We start from the raw sequence: 18,175 nt of genomic DNA on the forward strand, positions 1-18,175 counted from the left end.
TCGCGTGACATCGACGCCCCACAGCGCAATAATGCGATTCACGAAGCGCGCCACAGGCGAAGGGGAACCATGGCAGGCAAGCGCACGACACTGACCGTCCGGCTGCGCCGGCTCGCCGCCATGTTGCGCGAGTTGCGCGAAACCGCGGGTCTGAGCAAGGAAGATGTCAGCGCTCGTACCGGCATCAACGTGACCACGCTGTATCGCATCGAAATGGCGCAGGCTCGTCCGCAACGGCGCACTCTCGGCGCGATGCTCGACCTGTATCAGGTCAACGAGAAAACGCGTGAAGAAGCGCTCAGCCTGCTCAGCGACGCGCTCAAACCCGGTATGTCGCACGCCTATGAGGGCGCGCTGTCCGACGTCTACGCCACTTACATCAATTTCGAGGCCGAGGCGCTGTCGGCCCGCCAGTACCAGACGTCGACAGTGCCTGGCCTGCTGCAGACCTTCGACTACGCCGCGGCCGTGATCGACACGTCGATGCCGCGCCTCGACGCCGCGGTGATGGAGAGCAGGGCGAAGGCGCGCATGGATCGTGCTGTCAACCTCACCAAGGAGGAGCCACTCGAGCTCTGGGTGGTGATGGACGAGGCGGCGATCCGCAGGGTTGTCGGCGGGCCTGCCACGATGGCCGGTCAGCTCGACCGGCTGCTGCTCGAGACCAAGCGCAAGAATGTGATCCTGCAGGTGCTGCCGTTCGACGCGGGCGCCCATCCCGGCATGGCGGGCTCGTTCACCCTGCTCGACTTCCGCAATCCGGTCGACCCCGAACTGGTGTATGTGGAGAGCATGTCGGTGCACGACCTCGTCGAAGGACATTCCGAGATCCGCCGCTTCGGTGTGATCTTCGACCAGTTGCGCGCGATGGCGTTGAGCCCGCGGGATTCGGCGGCGCTGATCGCTCAGGCACGCGCCGATATCGCTCAGTAGCGACCGGCCGCCGGAATCGGTCGCGGCGGAACGCGATCAGCGTGAGGTGCTGGTCGCGGTGGCCGTGCCGAGGACTCGGGCGATCTCGGGCAGTAGGTCCGGTGCGGTCAGCTCGTCGGGCGCGGCGTCCAGGACGAAGCCGGTGACCTCGCCTTCGACGTACGGGTACCAGTTGCGTACCGCGACTTCCGGATTCCGTCGGGTTTCGCCGTCGGGCTCACGGCCCGCGACGCAGACGGTCAGATCGCCGGGGAGGCGCGAGGGGCGATGTCCGGCAACCATCCGCGTGGCGGTGTCCGCCGCGTCGGCGATCCGGTCCAGGTCGGCGCCGGTGAGTTCCAGGGTTCCGGCCAGGGCGGCGGTGACGACCGCGGCGGTCTCGTCGGCGGTGAGTTCCGCCGTGTCGGCCTCGACACCGAGCAGCGGGCCGAATCGGGCCACGAATTCCCCGGCCGAGAGCCGTTGCGGTGGAACGGCTCTGTGTGCGGCGAGGTCGGCGTCGAGCAGAACGACCCGGACGTGGTCACCAGCGGCACGGAGTAGCACCGCGATCTCGTGGGCGACGAAACCGCCCGCGGACCAGCCGAGCAGTTGGTAGGGACCGTGCGGGGCTATCCGGCGGATCTCGGCGACATAGCGGGCGGCGTACTCGCGGATCGTGCGCGGGGCCGGGGCCACAGGGGCTTGCAGCCCGTAGATCGGTACGCGGGGATCGATGTGCGCGACCAGACCGGCGTAATTCCAGGCCAGTCCCGCGTCACCGGCCACACAGAACAGCGGAGCGCCGTCGACGGACGCGGCGCGCGGACGAATCGGCACCACGACCGACAGGGCCGACGACCCGGCGCGCCCGCCGTCGACGGCGGACACCGCCGGACAGGAAGCGGGCCGATCCGGCGACCACGCGCAGGCAGGGTCGGGCCCGGTGCCGGACGAATCAGCGTGCATGCTCACGCCCAATGATACGTCGTACGAAAACTGTACCGGCCCAACAGTTTCGGGGGGTCAATAGGTGTGCGAGGGCAGGCTGCGCACTCCTGCCCACAGATCGTCGACGAGACGCTGATAGGTGTCGGCGAGATCGTCGAGCCGGACCCACTCGTCGTGGCAGACCGAGTCGGGTGCACCGGCCGGCGCGACGAACGCCTTGGCGCTGTGCCTGGCCAGCCGGTCGACCAGTCCGCCCAGGGTTTCGCAGTGCTCGTCGGCCGCGGCGCACGGCACCGGCGCGGCCAGGATCACCCAGCGGTCGATCGCCCGCATGAGCTGAGCCCTGCGACGGTCGATCGGCGCCGACTCGCTCAGCGGTGTCCGCTCCCGCAACTCGTGCAGCTGGGCCAGTTCGCGTGCCGCGTCGAGGATCGGATGGTCATCGTGGGGCAAACCACGAAACACCGCGAGCAGCCCATCGCGACAGGGCAGCATCGACCCCCGAGCCGACTGCCGCATCTCACCGCTCCCCCGCCGAACCGACGACGTCACCGCGCGAAACCTTCATCTGGCACACCTCCGGATCGGCAACGACACCCCGGTAGCAGCGTCATCGCGTGCGGCGGAACGAACCCACCGCCGCACGGATCCCGTACACCCGGCACTCGTCCCGCCCCCAACTGTCCCGCACAACAAGCCGTCACGGAAGCGATGTCCCACCGGACACTCGAATTGTCCGCCCCAGCTACTGCACGCGGAGGCTGCCGAAGAGGCCGTCTTTCTCGTCCTCGGGACCGGCCGTGAAGTACAGCGCGTTCGCATCGCCCAGGCTCTCGCCGTTGCCGAACATCAGCGCCCACAGCCCGGCGATCTCGACCGGCTTCGCCTCACCGTCACGCAGGTAGTCGACGAAGGTGCCGGTGGTGTCGTCGTAGGCCAGCACGCGGCCCAGGCCACCGAAGTTGCCGATCAGCAGCTTGCCCGAGAGCGCGCCGAAGTTCGACGGCGCGATCGCCACACCCCACGGCGCGTTGAGCCTGCCGCCGTCGTCGATGATGCGCACCAGCTTGCCTGCGGCGTCGAACTCGGCGACCTTGCCCTTGTCCGGCTTGCCGTTGGACGCCTTGTCGGCATCGGCGTCGAGGGCGTCCTCTTCGCCCTTGTCGAACTTCGCCGGATCCTTCTCGTCCGGCTTGGTCACCGCGTAGGAGACGAACACGCGGCTGCCCAGGGTGGTGATGTTGAACGGCGCGGGGTCGCCCGGCTTGACCTTCTTGCCCTTCTCGGGTGTGGCCGGGTCGATCACGTCGCCGGTGGCGAACGGGTTGGCGAAACCGGTGGTCGCCACCGGCTGCCAGAACTTGTCGAAGGTGCGGACCTGGGGATCGGTGCCGAAGTCGGCGGCGAGCAGCTTGTCGCCGGAGGGGGCGAGCGCGATGCCGAAGAACGCCATGCCCTGCGCCGCACCGTCGAACACCTGGTTCGCGCCGCCGTCGCGGCGCACGATCGCGCCGTCGGGCGCCTGCTCGGTCCAGGCGGAGAGCTTGCCGGAGTCGGTGGCGAAGATGAAGCGCGAGGAGCCGCCGAGCGGGATCGGCATGCCGTCGACATCGACCCACTGGTCGCGCACGGCGAACAGGTCGGAGTTGATCGGCGCCGGGTTGAAGACCACGCCGGTGGTCTTGCCCACGCTCTTGTCGGAGGTGTCGGCGTCGGCGCCGGGCACGCCGACGAGCTTGAGCTGGTCCTGGAACAGCTTCTGCAGCTTGGGGTCCGACGAGGCGTGCACGTCACCGACGAACTGGTAGGACTTGCCGCCCGCGCCGACCCAGAAGTGGCCGCCCGCGCCCTTGGGGCGATCGGCCAGGCCCCAGGCATTGACCAGGTCGGGGAAGGTGAACTGGGCGTGGTAGGAGTCCTTGTTGGCCGCCAGGTTGGTCTGGCTGTACCGGTTGCCGTCGAGCGCGGCGACATCGTCGCCGGCGGGCTCGTTGCTCGAGCACGCCACGGCGAGCAGCAGGGCCGCACCGAGAACCACACCGCGCACCAGCCCGGACCGTACCCCGCGGGTACCCCTCACATGTCCGTTCACGTTCTTTCCTTTCGCCTCCGCCGGACGGCGTTTCAGGCGAGGCTGACCTTAGCCTGACGGCGGCGTCGGCGTGCCGTGACCGTCGCACCAGTGGCAGGTCTAGGCTGTCGCCCGTGGTCGAACCCTCAGCCCCCGTCGCCCCGCATCCCGACATCGCCGCCCTCGCACCGCTGCTCGGCAACTGGCGCGGCCGCGGCCACGGCGAGTACCCGACCATCGAACCGTTCGACTATGTCGAGGAGATCACCTTCGGGCATCTCGGCAGGCCGTTCCTCACCTACCTGCAGCGGACCAAGGCGGCATCGGACGGCAGGCCGCTGCACGCCGAGACCGGCTACCTGCGCTGTCCGGCGCCCGGCCGGGTCGAGCTGGTGCTCGCCCACCCCACCGGCATCACCGAGATCAGCGAGGGCACGATCACCGAAACCGTCGACGGAATTCGCCTGGAATTTAACTCGACGAATATCGGCCTGACCGGTTCAGCGAAACCGGTTACCGCCGTAGGCCGTTCTTTCCACGTGACCGGTGACACCATCGACTACACGGTGCGAATGGCCGCCGTCGGTGAATCCCTGCAGCACCATCTGGCCGCAACTCTGCAACGCGCGTGACCGCCGCCGAATTCGAAATATTACCCAGACACGGCCACTGAACTGCGCATTCGCGCGATCGATACCGATCATTCACCGTTTCATCACGGTCGCATACCGGTTGCGTTCGAACACGCCCGCACATAACGCAACAATTAGGTGTCGCTTGCTGTCGCCGCCTGTTGCCGCTGTGATCACCGTTCTACGGTTCAACCAACAGCTAACCGCCAGACAATCGAAAGGCTGCCCGGGAAAGCACGTCGGAACCCTGAACGAGGGAGACGGACCATGAGGCGTTCCACCCTGATCTTGACCACTGCCGGGATGATTCTGGGCGGCGCGGCCGCCATCGACCTTCTCGAGGGCGCAGGCACCAATGCCGCACCCGAACCCGCCGCGAGCTACAACGTCTCGCACAACATGGCGACATCCCATTCCGAAAGCAGTTCCCTCGCGGTGGTGCGGGGCCTGCTGGCGACCGAGGCCCCCGCTCAATAGCCGGGCGGCAGCGCGGCGAACATGTCCCGGGTGACGGCGACGGCATTGTCGGAGCTGCCACCCTTGACCAGCAGCGTCGCGAACGCCATATCCCCGCGGTAGCCGACGAACCACGAGTGCGACCCGCCGTCGACCTCGGCTTCGCCTGTCTTGCCGTATACCTCGCCTTGATCCCTGATTCGTTCGGCGGTGCCGCCGGTGACCACCATGCGCATCATCGAGCGCAGGCCGTCAACCACGGCCTGGTCGATCGCGGGTCGGTCACCGGTGATCTCGGTCGGCCGGCCCGCGATCAGATACGGCACCGGCGCCGATCCGTGCGCGACCGTCGCCGCCATCACCGCCATCCCGAACGGGCTCGTCACCACCCGGCCCTGGCCGATGCCGTCCTCGGCGCGCTGCACGAGTCCCTCCGCGGGCGGCACCGAACCAGACATGGTCGGCAGCCCCTCCACCTTGTAGTCCTGGCCGATGCCGAGGCGGGCGGCGGCCTCGGTGAGCGCAGTGCTGTCGAGCCTGCTCGCCAGCCGCGCGAAGGTGGTGTTGCAGGACCGTTCGTAGGCGGTCGCCATCGGCACGTCGCCGACGGAGAAGAGGTTGTAGTTGGGGATCGTGCGCTCGCCGATGGTGGTGTGGCTCGGGCACGGCAGCACAGTCTCCGGCGTGGCAATGCCCGCCGCCATCGCGGCCGAGGCCGTCACCGTCTTGAAGATCGAGCCGGGCGGGTATTGACCGCTCGTCGCCACCGGGCCGTCCCGGTCGGCGTACTTGTTCTGGGCGACGGCGAGGATCGCGCCGGTCGACGGGCGGATCACCACCATCATGGTCTGCTCGGTGCGCAGGTCCACCGCGTGCTGCGCGGAGTTCTGCACGAACCGGTCGATACTCAGTGCGAACGAGGGAGCAGGCTGGGCCGGAACCTCGTGCAGCACATCGAGATCGGCGCCGTTGGCGTTGCGGGTGACCACGCTCCAGCCCGCCTTGCCGTCGACCTCGGCGATCACCGTCTTGCGGACCTGGGTCAGCAGGTCGGGCGCGAACTTGCGATCGGTGGGCACCATGTCCCACTCCTGGGTCAGGGTGACCCCGGGCAGGCCGATCAGTTCACCGCCGATGGTCTCGGCCTCGTACTCGTTGAGCAGGATCACCGAATACGGGCCCTCGGCCTTGCGCGCGGCGGTCAGGATCGACTGCGGGGTATAGGCGACCGGATCGATCCGGCTCAGCGCGGCGGCGAGCGCCCCGGCCACCCGGTCGGGGTCGGCGGCCTTCGCGACATCGAATCGGACGCGGGACACCTTGCCCGGCACCAGGACATCGCTGCCCGCCGACTCGTTGACCCGCGCGCGCGGCGCCGGTGCGGTGCGCAGTTCCAGGGTCTGGGTGTCGCCGAGTTTGGGGTGGATGTCAGCCGAGGTCCAGCGGACCAGCCAGCGGCCACCGCTGCGGCCCATCTGCAGTTCGCCGGTATAGGTCCACTGGCGGCCCTTGGGCAGGGTCCAGGCGTAGGTGTAGTCGACCGTGGCGGTGTCGCCGCTGACGCGGGCGTCGCCGGTCCTGATCTCCAGCTTCTCGGCCTGTAGCGCCTGCCACGTCGAAGTCAGTGCGGCCGTTGCCTTCTCGGGCGAGCTGGTCAGCCCGGCGGCCGCGACGAGATCGCGGTCGGCGAACGCCTCGGCGAAGGCGTCGGCCGCGGGCACCGGTCCCTGCGGGCCGGAGGAGCAGGCGGTCGCCGCCACCGCGAGGGCGGCCACCGCGAACGTGGTTACCATCCGTGTCCTCATCGGCACCGATCGTAGCGGCGACCGGGAGGCAAACCCCGGAGGACGGCGCCGTACACGCGGCGGATTCAGTCGACGAGCACCGTGGCGAAGGTGGCGATCTGGCGGAAACCCACACGGCTGTAGGCACGTCGGGCGATCTGGTTGTAGTCGTTGACATACAGACTGGCCGTACGTCCCGTCGCGACAACAGCATTCGCGACCGTGGCCGTGCCCGCCGTGCCGACGCCGGAGCCACGGAATTCGGGATGCACCCACACGCCCTGGATCTGGCCGGTCCGCCGCGAAAGCGCACCGATCTCCGCCTTGTAGACGACCACGCCGTCCTCGAAACGTGCCCAGGCCCTTCCTGATTCGATCAGGCTCTTGATCCGGCGCCGGTAGCCACGGCCACCGTCGCCCGCGCGCGGGTCGACACCGACCTCCTCGATGAACATCGCGATCGCGGCGGTCAGGTAGCGATCGATCTCGTCGGGCCTGACCCGGCGCACTCCGGCGTCGGGCCGGGCCAGCGCGGGCGAGGCGAGCGCGAGCAGCGGCTGATCGGCGCGCAGATCCCGGGCGGGTCCCCACTTGGGCAGCAGCAGTTCCCACAGCGGCAGCGCGAGTTCCTGCCTGCCGACCACCGAGGAACACACCCGCGGCCAGCGCGCCGCGCGTTCGGCGAACGCCCGAAGGGCCTGCTGGTCACCGCGCAGCGGCATCAGGTTCGCGCCGGAGAAGCACAGCGAGTCCGCTGGCCCGCCGCGGCTCCACAACTCGCCGAGACCGGAGCGCGCGTCCAGACCGAACTCCTGGACCCGGGCGGCGATCATGCAGGAGGCCACCGGGTCTGCGTCCAGGACACGCAGCACCTCGGCCAGATCTCGGACGGACACCGGGCGCGCTGGCGCGGTTTTGGACCGTCGCGTCGGCTCCAGCAGACTCCGCACGGCACCAGCCTGCCACGAAAGCACGCCGAGCGGTACGGGTCCGCGGAATCCGACGCCCGAGCGTGAAGGCCGGAGAACTCAGCCGACGGTGACGACCGGCTCGGCGCCGGGCTGTTCGCCCATCTCCTCGGCGATGCGCATCGCCTCTTCGATCAGCGTCTCCACGATCTGAGCTTCCGGTACGGTCTTGATGACCTCGCCCTTGACGAAGATCTGGCCCTTGCCGTTGCCCGAGGCGACACCGAGATCGGCCTCACGCGCCTCGCCGGGACCGTTCACGACGCAGCCCATCACCGCGACGCGCAACGGCACCTCGAGCCCGTCCAGGCCCGCGGCGACCGCGTCGGCGAGGGTGTAGACGTCGACCTGCGCGCGTCCGCACGACGGGCACGACACGATCTCGAGCTTGCGCGGGCGCAGATTCAGCGACTGCAGGATCTGGCCGCCGACCTTGACCTCCTCGGCGGGCGGCGCCGACAGCGAGACCCGGATCGTGTCACCGATGCCCTCGCTGAGCAGCGCACCGAAGGCCACCGCCGACTTGATCGTGCCCTGGAACGCCGGGCCGGCCTCGGTGACGCCGAGGTGCAGCGGGTAATCGCTCTGCGCGGCCAGCTGCCGGTATGCCTCCACCATGATCACCGGGTCGTTGTGCTTGACCGAGATCTTGATGTCGCCGAAGCCGTGGTCCTCGAACAGGCTCGCCTCCCACAGCGCCGACTCGACGAGCGCCTCGGGGGTGGCCTTGCCGTACTTCTCCAGCATCCGCTTGTCCAGCGAACCGGCGTTGACGCCGATGCGGATCGGGATGCCCGCGGCGCCCGCGGCCTTGGCGACCTCGCCGACGCGGCCGTCGAATTCCTTGATGTTGCCCGGGTTCACCCGGACCGCGGCGCACCCGGCGTCGATCGCGGCGAAGATGTAGCGCGGCTGGAAATGGATGTCGGCGATCACCGGGATCTGCGACTTCTTCGCGATCGTGGCGAGCGCGTCGGCGTCCTCCTGGCGCGGACACGCCACCCGGACGATGTCGCAGCCCGACGCGGTCAGCTCGGCGATCTGCTGCAGCGTCGCGTTGATGTCGTGGGTCTTGGTGGTGGTCATCGACTGCACCGAAATGGGCGAGTCACTGCCGACGCCGACATTGCCCACCGTGAGCTGGCGGGTCTTGCGCCGCGGTGCGAGAACAGCAGCGGGGGCGGCGGGCATCCCCAATCCGATTGTGCTGGTCACGTTCGGCTGCCTTCTTTCGTACGTGTGTCGATTCGACCGGGATTGTTGTTGCCGAGCTTAGTCGCGCCGGTACCCGCTACGCCCTGTGAGGGGCACGACAGCGGGTGGACGCGGGTCAGGGTAGGCGGATCGGGTTGACGATGTCGGCGGCCAAGGTCAGCAGCATGAACGCACCACCGATCACCACCGCCACATACGTCACGGGGAGCAGTTTCAGATAGTCCACCGGACCGGCAGGGGCCTTGCCGCGCCACGACCGGATCGTATCCCTGGCCTTCTCGTAGAGCACGACCGCGATGTGCCCGCCGTCGAGCGGGAGCAGCGGCAGCAGGTTGAACGCGCCGAGGAAGAAGTTCAGGCTGGCCAGGACCAGGATGAACATGCCCCACAGGCCACGTTCGGCGGTCTCGCCGCCGATGCGGCTGGCGCCGTAGACGCTGACCGGGGTCTCCGGGTCGCGCTCGCCACCGGTGACCGCCTCCCACAGCGCCGATACCTTCTGGGGCATCTTCGCCAGCGACTTCACCGTCTCGATGAAGAAATCGCCGGTGAACGAGATGGTGGCCGGGATCGCGGCGAGCGGGCCGTACTGCTGGGGCTCCGCGAAGTCCGGGCCGACACCGACCGCGCTCACCTCGCGGCTGGGGCCCTCCTTCGGGTACCGCATCGTGCGTTCCGGGGTCACCGGCACGGTGAGTGTCTTGCCGTCGCGCTCGATCGTGTAGATGAAGGTGCCGGTCTGCTTCTGGGTCTCGGCCTGGAACTGCACCCAGGTCGTCACCGGCACACCGTTCACAGCGGTCACCACGTCGCCGCGCTGCAGACCGGCCCGCTGCGCCGGACCCGCGCCGACACACGGCTGCATCGTCTGGTCGGGGTTCTGCTGGGCGACGCAGCTCATCGAGCCGAGCGAGGTCGCCGGGGGCTGCTCGAGCTGCGGCAGGCCCCAGCCGATCGCCAGGACGACCAGCAGCACGAAGCCGAGCAGGAAGTTCATCGCGATACCGCCGAACATCACGACCAGGCGCTTCCAGGTCGACTGGCGATACATCGCCCGGTCGACCTCTTCGGGCTCGAGCTCGTCGAGCGCGGTCATGCCCGCGATGTCGCAGAAGCCGCCGAGCGGCAGTGCCTTGAGGCCGTACTCGGTCTCACCACGGCGGAACGAGAACACCTTGGGTCCGAAACCGATGAAGTAGCGGCGCACCTTCATGCCGGTGGCCTGCGCCGCCCACATGTGCCCGCACTCGTGCAGCGCGATCGAGATCGTGATACCGAGGGCGAACAGCGCGAACCCCAGCGCGAATACCATCTGGCTCCTGTGTCGATTCGCGTCGTGTCAGGACGCGATGATTTCCGTGGCGTAATGCCGTGCCCAGCGGTCGGCCGCGAGGACGTCGTCCAGGGTATCGGGTTCCGCCTGCCAGCGATCGGCGGCCTCTACCGCCTGTGTGACGGTGCGCACGATCGCGGGGAAGCTGATCTTGCCGTCGAGGAAGGCTTGCACCGCCACCTCGTTGGCGGCGTTGTAGACGGCGGTGACGCTGCCGCCCGCCTCGCCCGCCTGCCTGGCCAGGCGCACGGCGGGGAAGACCTTGTCGTCGACCGGTTCGAACGTCCAGGTCGACGCGGTGCCGAAGTCGCACGCGGCGGCCGCGCCGGGGACCCGGTCGGGCCAGCCCAGGGCCAGGGCGATGGGCAGTTTCATGTCCGGCGGGCTGGCCTGGGCGAGGGTGGAGCCGTCGGTGAAGGTGACCATGGAGTGCACGATCGACTGCGGGTGCACGGTGACGTCGATGCGGTCGTAGGGGACGCCGAAGAGCAGGTGGGTCTCGATCAGCTCGAGGCCCTTGTTCACCAGCGACGCCGAGTTGAGGGTGTTCATCGGACCCATCGACCAGGTCGGGTGGGTCTTGGCCTCGGCGGGGTTCACCGATTCGAGCATCTCGGCGGTCCAGCCGCGGAACGGACCGCCCGACGCGGTGAGGACCAGGCGCGCGACCTCCTCGGCGCGACCGCCGCGCAGACATTGCGCGAGTGCGGAATGTTCGGAATCGACCGGGACGATCTGGCCCGGCGCGGCCGCGCGGGTCACCAGGGAACCGCCGGCGACGAGGGATTCCTTGTTGGCCAGCGCGAGCCGGGTCCCCGCCTCCAGGGTGGCCAGGGTCGGTCCGAGACCCAGCGAGCCGACCAGCGCGTTGAGCACGACATCGGCTTCGGTGCGGCGCACGAGTTCGGTCGCGGCCTCGGGGCCACCGAGCTCGAGGCCGAGCGCCTGCGCGGCGACAGGGTCGGCGACGGCGACATTGCGGGTGCCGGTGGCCGCCATCTGCTCCGCGAGCAGGGCGGTGTTGCCACCGCGCGCGGCGAGGCCGACCACCTCGAAGCGGTCGGGGTTGGCGGCGATCACCTCGAGCGCCTGGGTACCGATCGAACCGGTACTGCCGAGGAGCAGCACCTTGACCCGGTCGGCGGACGTGGAGCGGCCTTGTGCGGCACGCGTTGCTGGGTGGGACACGGCCCCATTGTGGCAGGGCTGCTGGCTACGACGGACGGTCGTATGCCACGATATGACCACTCGCCCAACCAGAACTCGAGCCCTAAGGAGCGATCGTGGCCGCCACGGACCTCGAATCAGCCAGCACCGAGCGCGCCGTCGCCACCAGCGTCGACCCCGCCGAGGTGCCCTCGGCCGCATGGGGCTGGAGCGGTGAGTCGCGCAAGACCTTCCGCATCGCGGGCTGGGTCGTCGTCGTGGCCCTGCTCGGCATGACCATCGGCAACCACCAGGGCCACGTGGAGGACATATTCCTCATCGGCCTGGCCGGTCTGCTCGCGGCGATCATGGTCGTCGACTCGCTGACCCGGCGCGTCCCGAGGTAGTACTTCGGCACGAAACCTCCGCCTGCGGCCCGCAATCAATTTGCGCCGCAGGCGTTTTCGTGTGTCCGGAGTCAGCGACCGCGCCGGGCGCCGGGCTTGCGTCCCTTGCCCTGACGCGCGGGCTGCTGCTTGGCCGCCGGCTTCTTGGCGGTGGTCTTGCGCGCGGGTTTCGCCGCGGCGCGCCGCTCCGGTTCCGCGGCGGCGACACCGCGGGAACTGTTCGCCGAGCGGCCGCGCACGATGCCGACGAACTCCTCGAGCAGTTCGCTGTCGGTGCCGGCGGGCCACGCGAGCGCGATCTCGGTGAACTCGGTGTCGCTGATCGGGCGGTACACCAGATCGCGGCGATGATGCAGCCGCGCGATCGACTGCGGCACGATCGTGGCGCCGCCGACCGCGGCGACCAGCGCGAGCGTGTCGACGGCCTGGTCGATGTCGCTGCCGTCCTGGAGGTGTTCCTCGGCCAGATCGGCCGGGCTGATCGTCTCCAGCAGCGAGAGCGCGTCGTCCTTCTGCACGACCGCGACCGGTGTCTCCTGCCACAGCGGGATCGCGTTCATCGCCGTCCGGTCGATCGGCAACCGGACAAAGCACAGATCGATCCGGCCCTCGCGCAGCGCGGCCTCCTGCTCCCCCTGCGCGACCCCGACGACCTCGAGCGGATGATCCGGCAACCGGTCGCCCCAGATCCGCGCCCACTTCGACACGGTGACACCGGGCACGAACCCGACCCGCAGACTCGCGGGCGCTTCCGGCTTCTGCTCGCGCTCGGCCTGCTCCTGTGCGCTGATCAGCGCCCTGGCATGAGTCAGCAGTTCCGCGCCGTCCTCGGTCAGCTGGGTGGGCGAGGCGCCAGGCACGAAAACCCTTGTCCCGAGCTCGTTCTCCAGCTCGATGACGGTGGCGCTCAGGGCCTGCCGGGAGATCCGCAAACCCTTCGCGGCCCGCGCGAAATGCAGTTCCTCGGCGACCGCGACGAAGCGACGCAGCCGGGCGAGGTCGATGGAGTCGGCGGCGGTGACATCGAAGTCGCTCATTCTGACCAGAATATGGCACCCGCCACGGCGGCCTGCCGCCCGATCACAGGTTCGACAGCAACCAGACCACGCCGATGACCGACCCGATGACGGCGATCCAGATCAGGAAGGTGCCGAACATCGATCCCCACCCGCCGCGCGACGGCGCCGGATACGGTGCCTGCGGCCGCACCGGCGGCCGCTGCTGCCAGGCCGCGGGGGCGACGGGACGAGGCGTCATCGGCTGGTACGGATTCACCGGCGCGGGACGCGGGACGCCCGGCACGTGGACCGGGCTCATCGGCGTCATCCCGACGAACGGCTGGGCGTGCGCCCCCGACGTGGGTGCCACCGTCGGCCTCGCACCGGTGGTCCCGGTGCGCAGTGCCCGCTGCACGGCGTCGACGAACTCCTCACACGAGGTGAACCGGTCGGCGGGGCGCTTGGCGAGCGCTCGGGCCATCACGGCGTCGAGCACCGGGGGCAGCCCGGCCCGGCGGGGGCTCACCGGCGGTGGCGGCGCCTGTAGATGCCCGGTGATGACGGCGGCCGGGCTCGCGGCCTCGTACGGCGCGGTGCGGTCAGCAGCGAGAACAGCGTGCAGGCCAGCGCGTACTGGTCGGCGCGGTGATCGAGGGCGACGCCGGTGAGCTGCTCAGGCGCGGCGTAGGCGAGCGTGGCCGTGAACGACCCGGTCTCGGTCAGGTGACCGGAGTCGTCGCGCAGCCGGGCGATCCCGAAATCGGTGAGATACACCCTCTCCTGGCTGTTGGACCGCGCCAGCAGGATATTGGCCGGCTTCACATCGCGGTGCAGGACACCCGCGCGGTGGGCGTAGTCCAACGCGGCGGCGGTCTCGCCGATGATCTGCACCGCCCGCTCCGGCGGCAGGGTCCGCGGATCCAGCGTGGAGGCGTCGACCCCGTCGATGTACTGCATGCTGATCCACAGCTGGTCGCCCTCGACGCCGCGGTCGAAGACGGTCACGATATTCGGATGGTCGAGCTGGGCGACCAGGTCGGCTTCCCGCTCGAACCTGGCCCTGATCTCCTTGTCGGAGTACAGCTCTTGATTCAGCAGCTTCAGCGCGGTCCACCGCGGCAGCCGCGGATGCCTGGCCAGGTACACCGACCCCATCCCGCCACGACCCAGCTGCCGGTCGATCGTGTATCCGGCGAACACCGTCCCGTCAGAAACCACTCTGACCCCCGAATCTCGCTCGTCGTCCGACGGGCTGGACCCTACCAAAACGCCGTTCGTGCCGTCGTGCGCATTGCCCGCGGGGCAGCGGGTCGCCGCATCCAGGATCAGTCCTCGATCCGCACACCCATCGATCGGGCGGTCCCGGCGACGATGCGCATCGCCGCCTCCACATCGGTGGTGTTCAGGTCGGGAAGTTTGCGTATCGCGATGCGCCGCAACTGTTCCCGCGAGATCGCGCCGACCGGTTTGTGGCCGGGCTGGGGCGAACCGGGGTTGCCGAGGGCCTTACGGATCAGCGAGGCCGTCGGCGGCGTCTTGAGCCGCATGGTCCATCTTTTGCGGGCATCGATCGTGATGACGGCGGGGATGATTTCCCCGCGTCGATCCGCGGTCGCCGCGTCGTACCGGCGTTTGACTTCGAACGGCGGGATACCGGTGGGACCGAGCATCTTGCCGAGAACCATGAGGGAGGCATTGCCTGCCTCGAGTTCGAGAGTGACTGTGACAGAGGCTGTTCCGCGCGCCATAGTCAACCATCTCGGATGCGGGCCTCGATCCGGTCCCGCGCCGGTAACGCCTGGGCCGCAACGTGTTCGAGCTCGGTGCTCCAGTCCTGGCGCCACGAACCCGGGTAGCCGAGCACCTTCGAGTCGCCTCGCGCCTGTCCGCCTGGCAGGCTGGAGCGGTGAAACGTGACGTTTCCGCCACCCTGGAGATCGCGGTCCACGCCGACACGGTCCTGCAATGGCAGATCGCCGTGGCCCGGCAGCCGGGCATCGACCTGGTCGAATCCATGACATGCGTCCTCGACGGCGAGTACCTCACCCCGCGCGAGGTGATCGGACCGCACCATTCCCGGCTCCATGTGCTCGAGGCCCGCGCCGGTACGCTACGCCTCGACTATCAGGCGACGGTGTTCGGCACAGCCGTTCCCGAACCGGCCACCGACTACGAGATCGCCCTGTATCGACGCCCGAGCCGCTACGCCGAGTCGGACAAGCTGCTCGGCTACGCGGCCGCCGAATTCGGTTACGGCATCATCGATCCGGAGATGCCCGCCCGCGTCGCGGCGTGGGTGGGCAGGCGCATCTCCTACGTCTCGGGCAGCAGCGCGCCGATCGACGGCGCGGTCGAGACGCTACTGTCCGGAACCGGCGTCTGCCGCGACTTCTCCCACCTGGTGGTGGCGCTGCTCCGCGCGGTCGGCGTGCCCGCGCGCGTGGCGGCGGTCTATGCCCCCGGCTGCGTGCCGATGGACTTCCACGCGGTCGCCGAGGCCTACGTCGACGGCGCGTGGCGCACCCTTGATCCGACCTGCCTGGCGCCGCGCTCGAGCCTGGTCCGCATCGCCACCGGCCGCGACGCCTCCGATATCGCCTTCCTCGACAACCACGGCGGCGACATCACCCTGAACTCGATGTCGGTGCAGGCCTTCGTCGACGGCCCGCTCCCCTACGACGACTTCGTGCAGCCGATCAGCATCGAATAGCGGATCAGCCTTCGGCGGCGAGCTGACCGCAGGCGGCGGCGATCTCCTGGCCGCGGGTGTCGCGCACCGTGCACGACACACCCTGGGCGATCACGCGGCGCACGAATTCCTTCTCGACCGGCTTCGGGCTGGCATCCCACTCGCTGCCCGGGGTGGGGTTGAGCGGGATCAGGTTCACGTGGACGAGCGGGCCGAGCGCCTTGTGCAGCTTCTTGCCGAGCATGTCCGCCCGCCACGGCTGATCGTTCACATCGCGGATCAGCGCGTACTCGATCGACACCCGGCGACCGGACTTGTCCGCGTAGTACCGGGCGGCGTCGAGCACCTCGGCGATCGACCAGCGGTTGTTCACCGGCACCAGGGTGTCGCGCAGTTCGTCGTCGGGCGTGTGCAGCGAGACCGCGAGCCGCACCGACATGTCCTCGTCGGCCAGCTTGCGGATCGCGGGGGCGAGGCCGACGGTCGACACCGTCACCGAACGCTGCGAGATGCCGAGGCCGTCGGGCGCGGGCGAGGTGATCCGGCGGACCGCGTTCACCACCCGCTTGTAATTGGCCAGCGGCTCGCCCATTCCCATGAATACGATGTTGGACAGCCGGCCTGGCCCGCCGTGCACCTCACCGTCGCGCAGCGAGGCGGCGGCGGCACGCACCTGGTCGACGATCTCCGCCGTCGACAGATTCCGGTTCAGTCCGGCCTGGCCGGTCGCGCAGAACGGGCACGCCATGCCGCAGCCCGCTTGGCTCGAGATGCAGAGCGTGTTGCGGTCGGGGTAGCGCATGAGCACGCTCTCGAGCAGGGTGCCGTCGTGAGCACGCCAGAGCGTCTTGCGGGTGTCGCCCTCGTCGCAGGCGAGATGGCGGACGACCGACAGCAGCGGCGGGAACAGCGTCTCGCCGACCTTCTCGCGCACGTCGGCGGGCAGATCGGTCATCTGCGCCGGATCGGCCTGCAGCCTGCCGTAGTACTGGCGGGCCAGCTGATCGGCCCGGAACTTCGGCAGACCCAGCTCCTGCACCGCGACCTTGCGTTCGTCCGCGTCGAGATCGGCGAGGTGGCGCGGCGGCATACCGCGACGCGGGGCATCGAACACGAGGGGCAGGGAGGTGGCCATAATTCGACCATTGTCCCAAACGAGGCAGCGGGCCCGGTCGGCGGGCCGCCACGCCGAACGCCGTTATCGAGAAGATGCGTGCACGGGTGATAGCTGTCGGCAATGATCGAACCATGTCCACCAATGCCGAATCAGGGGCGTCACCGGCCGAGCACGAGCCTCCGGCGACCGCGCACACCGAGGCCAAGCATCGCCGGGACGAGCAGACGCGGGCACCCGCGAAACGCGCCACCCCGCCCGGGGTCCACGGTTCGAAGACCGGCTACACCTGGATCGCCCTGATCGCGGCCGCGATCATCGGCATCATCGTGCTGATCTTCATCATCCAGAACCTCGACCAGGTCCAGGTCAACATGCTGTTCTGGGACTTCTCGCTGCCGCTCGGCATCACCGTGCTGCTGTCGGTGATCGCCGGCGCACTGGTGATGGCTCTGGTCGGTGGCGTGCGCATTCTGCAGCTCCGCCACGCCGCGAAGAAGCCGTGACCCGGCGAACTACAGCAGCGCGCTGAGCACCAGCCACGACACGAAGGCCGAGGGCAGCATCGAGTCGAGGCGGTCCATGATGCCGCCGTGGCCGGGCAGCATCGTGCCCATGTCCTTGATGCCCAGTTCCCGCTTGATCTGCGACTCGATCAGATCGCCGCAGGTGGCCACGACCACCAGGCCGACACCGAGCACCACACCGATCATCGAGTTCGCCTCGAGCAGCAGGGTGACGGTCAGCAGACCACCGATCACGCTGAACACCAGCGAACCGCAGAACCCCTCCCACGACTTCTTGGGGCTGATCGCGGGCACCATCGGATGCCTGCCGAACAGCACGCCGGCGACGTAGCCGCCGACATCGGAGCAGACGACCAGGATCATGAACGTCAGCACCCGCAGGTTGCCGTCGGGTTCGAGCAGCAGCAGCGTCGAGAACGCGGCGAGCAGCGGAATCCAGCTGAGGGTGAACAGCGTGATCGCGGTGTCGCGCAGGAAGTTCTTCGGTGCGGTGTTCAGCCCGTGATCGAACAATCGCCACACCATGCAGACCAGCGCCGTCGCGGCGAACGCGCCGACCACCCCGCGCGCACCCCACGGCCAGCCGAGCCAGAACACCGCCTGACCACCGACCAGCAGCGGGATTCGCGGCACCAGGACGTCGGCCTCACGCAGCCGCTTGGCGACCTCCCAGGTCGCCACGGCAACCCCGACGCCGGCCACCCCGATGAACACCTTGGGGACGAACAGCAGGATCGCGATCAGCGACAGGCCGAGGCCGAGGCCGACCGCCAGCGCGGCGGGCAGGTTGCGGCCCGCGCGCGACGTGGGCGCCTGCGGCTCGGCAGGCGCCACGTCGTCCGGTGTCTGCGGCGCCGCGCCGGTCGTGTCGACCTGGTCCGGCGTCGGCTCCGGTGCCGCTCCGGTGGCGGCGGCGTCTTCGGCCACGATTGTCCCGTCGCTCAACTCGTCGTTCCGTTCATCCCCCGCACG

At 69.1% G+C, this 18,175-nt stretch carries 20 protein-coding genes; 6 read left to right on the forward strand and 14 right to left on the reverse strand.

Annotated elements, in window-relative coordinates:
- Positions 1 to 69 precede the first annotated feature (69 nt).
- A complete protein-coding gene (locus IEY60_RS05275; protein WP_189024330.1) occupies positions 70 to 933 on the forward strand; it encodes a helix-turn-helix domain-containing protein in 864 nt (287 codons plus the stop codon).
- Positions 934 to 969: 36 nt separating this feature from the next.
- Here the strand turns inward: IEY60_RS05275 and IEY60_RS05280 are convergent, their stop codons facing one another.
- From IEY60_RS05280 to IEY60_RS05290, 3 genes are all read right to left on the reverse strand, one after another.
- The gene (locus IEY60_RS05280) at positions 970 to 1,881 is read right to left on the reverse strand and encodes a thioesterase domain-containing protein (protein WP_229739606.1); all 912 of its coding nucleotides are present in this window, start codon (positions 1,879 to 1,881) and stop codon (positions 970 to 972) included.
- Between the two features lie 57 nt (positions 1,882 to 1,938).
- Positions 1,939 to 2,316 (reverse strand): DUF4254 domain-containing protein, encoded by a 378-nt coding sequence (locus tag IEY60_RS05285; RefSeq protein WP_229739551.1) that lies wholly within the window; start codon positions 2,314 to 2,316, stop codon positions 1,939 to 1,941.
- A 292-nt stretch (positions 2,317 to 2,608) separates the two neighbouring features.
- Positions 2,609 to 3,955 carry a TIGR03118 family protein gene (locus tag IEY60_RS05290; RefSeq protein ID WP_373291667.1) on the reverse strand — a complete coding sequence of 449 codons (1,347 nt, stop codon included), beginning with the start codon at positions 3,953 to 3,955 and terminating at the stop codon, positions 2,609 to 2,611.
- 113 nt (positions 3,956 to 4,068) lie between these two features.
- Here IEY60_RS05290 and IEY60_RS05295 point away from each other — a divergent pair, with 113 nt between their 5' ends.
- Positions 4,069 to 4,566 (forward strand): peroxynitrite isomerase, encoded by a 498-nt coding sequence (locus IEY60_RS05295; protein WP_189024336.1) that lies wholly within the window; start codon positions 4,069 to 4,071, stop codon positions 4,564 to 4,566.
- A gap of 267 nt (positions 4,567 to 4,833) precedes the next feature.
- The gene (locus IEY60_RS05300) at positions 4,834 to 5,043 is read left to right on the forward strand and encodes a hypothetical protein (RefSeq protein WP_189024338.1); all 210 of its coding nucleotides are present in this window, start codon (positions 4,834 to 4,836) and stop codon (positions 5,041 to 5,043) included.
- On the opposite strand, the gene IEY60_RS05305 is transcribed toward IEY60_RS05300, so the two are convergent.
- The 5 genes from IEY60_RS05305 to dxr all read right to left on the reverse strand — a co-directional run bounded on the left by IEY60_RS05305 (position 5,037) and on the right by dxr (position 11,510).
- Positions 5,037 to 6,815 (reverse strand): penicillin-binding transpeptidase domain-containing protein, encoded by a 1,779-nt coding sequence (locus IEY60_RS05305; RefSeq protein ID WP_189024340.1) that lies wholly within the window; start codon positions 6,813 to 6,815, stop codon positions 5,037 to 5,039. The genes IEY60_RS05300 and IEY60_RS05305 overlap by 7 nt on opposite strands.
- 77 nt (positions 6,816 to 6,892) lie before the next feature.
- Positions 6,893 to 7,756 carry a GNAT family N-acetyltransferase gene (locus tag IEY60_RS05310; RefSeq protein ID WP_189024342.1) on the reverse strand — a complete coding sequence of 288 codons (864 nt, stop codon included), beginning with the start codon at positions 7,754 to 7,756 and terminating at the stop codon, positions 6,893 to 6,895.
- 78 nt (positions 7,757 to 7,834) lie between these two features.
- Positions 7,835 to 8,989 carry a flavodoxin-dependent (E)-4-hydroxy-3-methylbut-2-enyl-diphosphate synthase gene (ispG, locus tag IEY60_RS05315; protein WP_189024344.1) on the reverse strand — a complete coding sequence of 385 codons (1,155 nt, stop codon included), beginning with the start codon at positions 8,987 to 8,989 and terminating at the stop codon, positions 7,835 to 7,837.
- A gap of 115 nt (positions 8,990 to 9,104) precedes the next feature.
- Entirely contained in the window at positions 9,105 to 10,301 is a 1,197-nt protein-coding gene (locus IEY60_RS05320; RefSeq protein WP_189024346.1) for a M50 family metallopeptidase, read from the reverse strand.
- A gap of 27 nt (positions 10,302 to 10,328) precedes the next feature.
- Positions 10,329 to 11,510, reverse strand: coding sequence for a 1-deoxy-D-xylulose-5-phosphate reductoisomerase (gene dxr, locus IEY60_RS05325; protein ID WP_189024348.1), 1,182 nt, complete (start codon positions 11,508 to 11,510; stop codon positions 10,329 to 10,331).
- 95 nt (positions 11,511 to 11,605) lie between these two features.
- Between dxr and IEY60_RS05330 the strand changes: the two genes are divergently transcribed.
- Positions 11,606 to 11,875 carry a DUF2631 domain-containing protein gene (locus IEY60_RS05330; RefSeq protein ID WP_189024350.1) on the forward strand — a complete coding sequence of 90 codons (270 nt, stop codon included), beginning with the start codon at positions 11,606 to 11,608 and terminating at the stop codon, positions 11,873 to 11,875.
- Positions 11,876 to 11,946: 71 nt separating this feature from the next.
- Here IEY60_RS05330 and IEY60_RS05335 read toward each other — a convergent pair whose 3' ends face one another.
- The 4 genes from IEY60_RS05335 to IEY60_RS05345 all read right to left on the reverse strand — a co-directional run bounded on the left by IEY60_RS05335 (position 11,947) and on the right by IEY60_RS05345 (position 14,621).
- Complete coding sequence (locus IEY60_RS05335) at positions 11,947 to 12,912, reverse strand: LysR family transcriptional regulator (protein WP_189024351.1); 966 nt, start codon at positions 12,910 to 12,912, stop codon at positions 11,947 to 11,949.
- A gap of 43 nt (positions 12,913 to 12,955) precedes the next feature.
- The gene (locus IEY60_RS36345; RefSeq protein ID WP_308426079.1) at positions 12,956 to 13,399 is read right to left on the reverse strand and encodes a hypothetical protein; all 444 of its coding nucleotides are present in this window, start codon (positions 13,397 to 13,399) and stop codon (positions 12,956 to 12,958) included.
- A complete protein-coding gene (locus IEY60_RS05340; protein ID WP_308426080.1) occupies positions 13,396 to 14,091 on the reverse strand; it encodes a serine/threonine-protein kinase in 696 nt (231 codons plus the stop codon). Before IEY60_RS05340 ends, IEY60_RS36345 begins: the two co-directional genes overlap by 4 nt.
- A gap of 107 nt (positions 14,092 to 14,198) precedes the next feature.
- Positions 14,199 to 14,621 (reverse strand): uL11 family ribosomal protein, encoded by a 423-nt coding sequence (locus IEY60_RS05345; RefSeq protein ID WP_189024353.1) that lies wholly within the window; start codon positions 14,619 to 14,621, stop codon positions 14,199 to 14,201.
- A gap of 158 nt (positions 14,622 to 14,779) precedes the next feature.
- Here IEY60_RS05345 and IEY60_RS05350 point away from each other — a divergent pair, with 158 nt between their 5' ends.
- A complete protein-coding gene (locus IEY60_RS05350; protein WP_189024355.1) occupies positions 14,780 to 15,583 on the forward strand; it encodes a transglutaminase-like domain-containing protein in 804 nt (267 codons plus the stop codon).
- A 4-nt stretch (positions 15,584 to 15,587) separates the two neighbouring features.
- Here the strand turns inward: IEY60_RS05350 and rlmN are convergent, their stop codons facing one another.
- On the reverse strand, positions 15,588 to 16,697 hold the full coding sequence (gene rlmN / locus IEY60_RS05355) for a dual-specificity RNA methyltransferase RlmN (RefSeq protein ID WP_189024357.1): 1,110 nt from the start codon (positions 16,695 to 16,697) through the stop codon (positions 15,588 to 15,590).
- Between the two features lie 113 nt (positions 16,698 to 16,810).
- Here rlmN and IEY60_RS05360 point away from each other — a divergent pair, with 113 nt between their 5' ends.
- Positions 16,811 to 17,182 carry a LapA family protein gene (locus IEY60_RS05360; RefSeq protein WP_189024359.1) on the forward strand — a complete coding sequence of 124 codons (372 nt, stop codon included), beginning with the start codon at positions 16,811 to 16,813 and terminating at the stop codon, positions 17,180 to 17,182.
- Positions 17,183 to 17,191: 9 nt separating this feature from the next.
- Here IEY60_RS05360 and IEY60_RS05365 read toward each other — a convergent pair whose 3' ends face one another.
- Positions 17,192 to 18,148 carry a phosphatidate cytidylyltransferase gene (locus IEY60_RS05365; protein ID WP_373291668.1) on the reverse strand — a complete coding sequence of 319 codons (957 nt, stop codon included), beginning with the start codon at positions 18,146 to 18,148 and terminating at the stop codon, positions 17,192 to 17,194.
- Positions 18,149 to 18,175 lie beyond the last annotated feature (27 nt).

This window comes from Nocardia rhizosphaerihabitans, assembly GCF_014646295.1.
Lineage (GTDB): Bacteria > Actinomycetota > Actinomycetes > Mycobacteriales > Mycobacteriaceae > Nocardia > Nocardia rhizosphaerihabitans.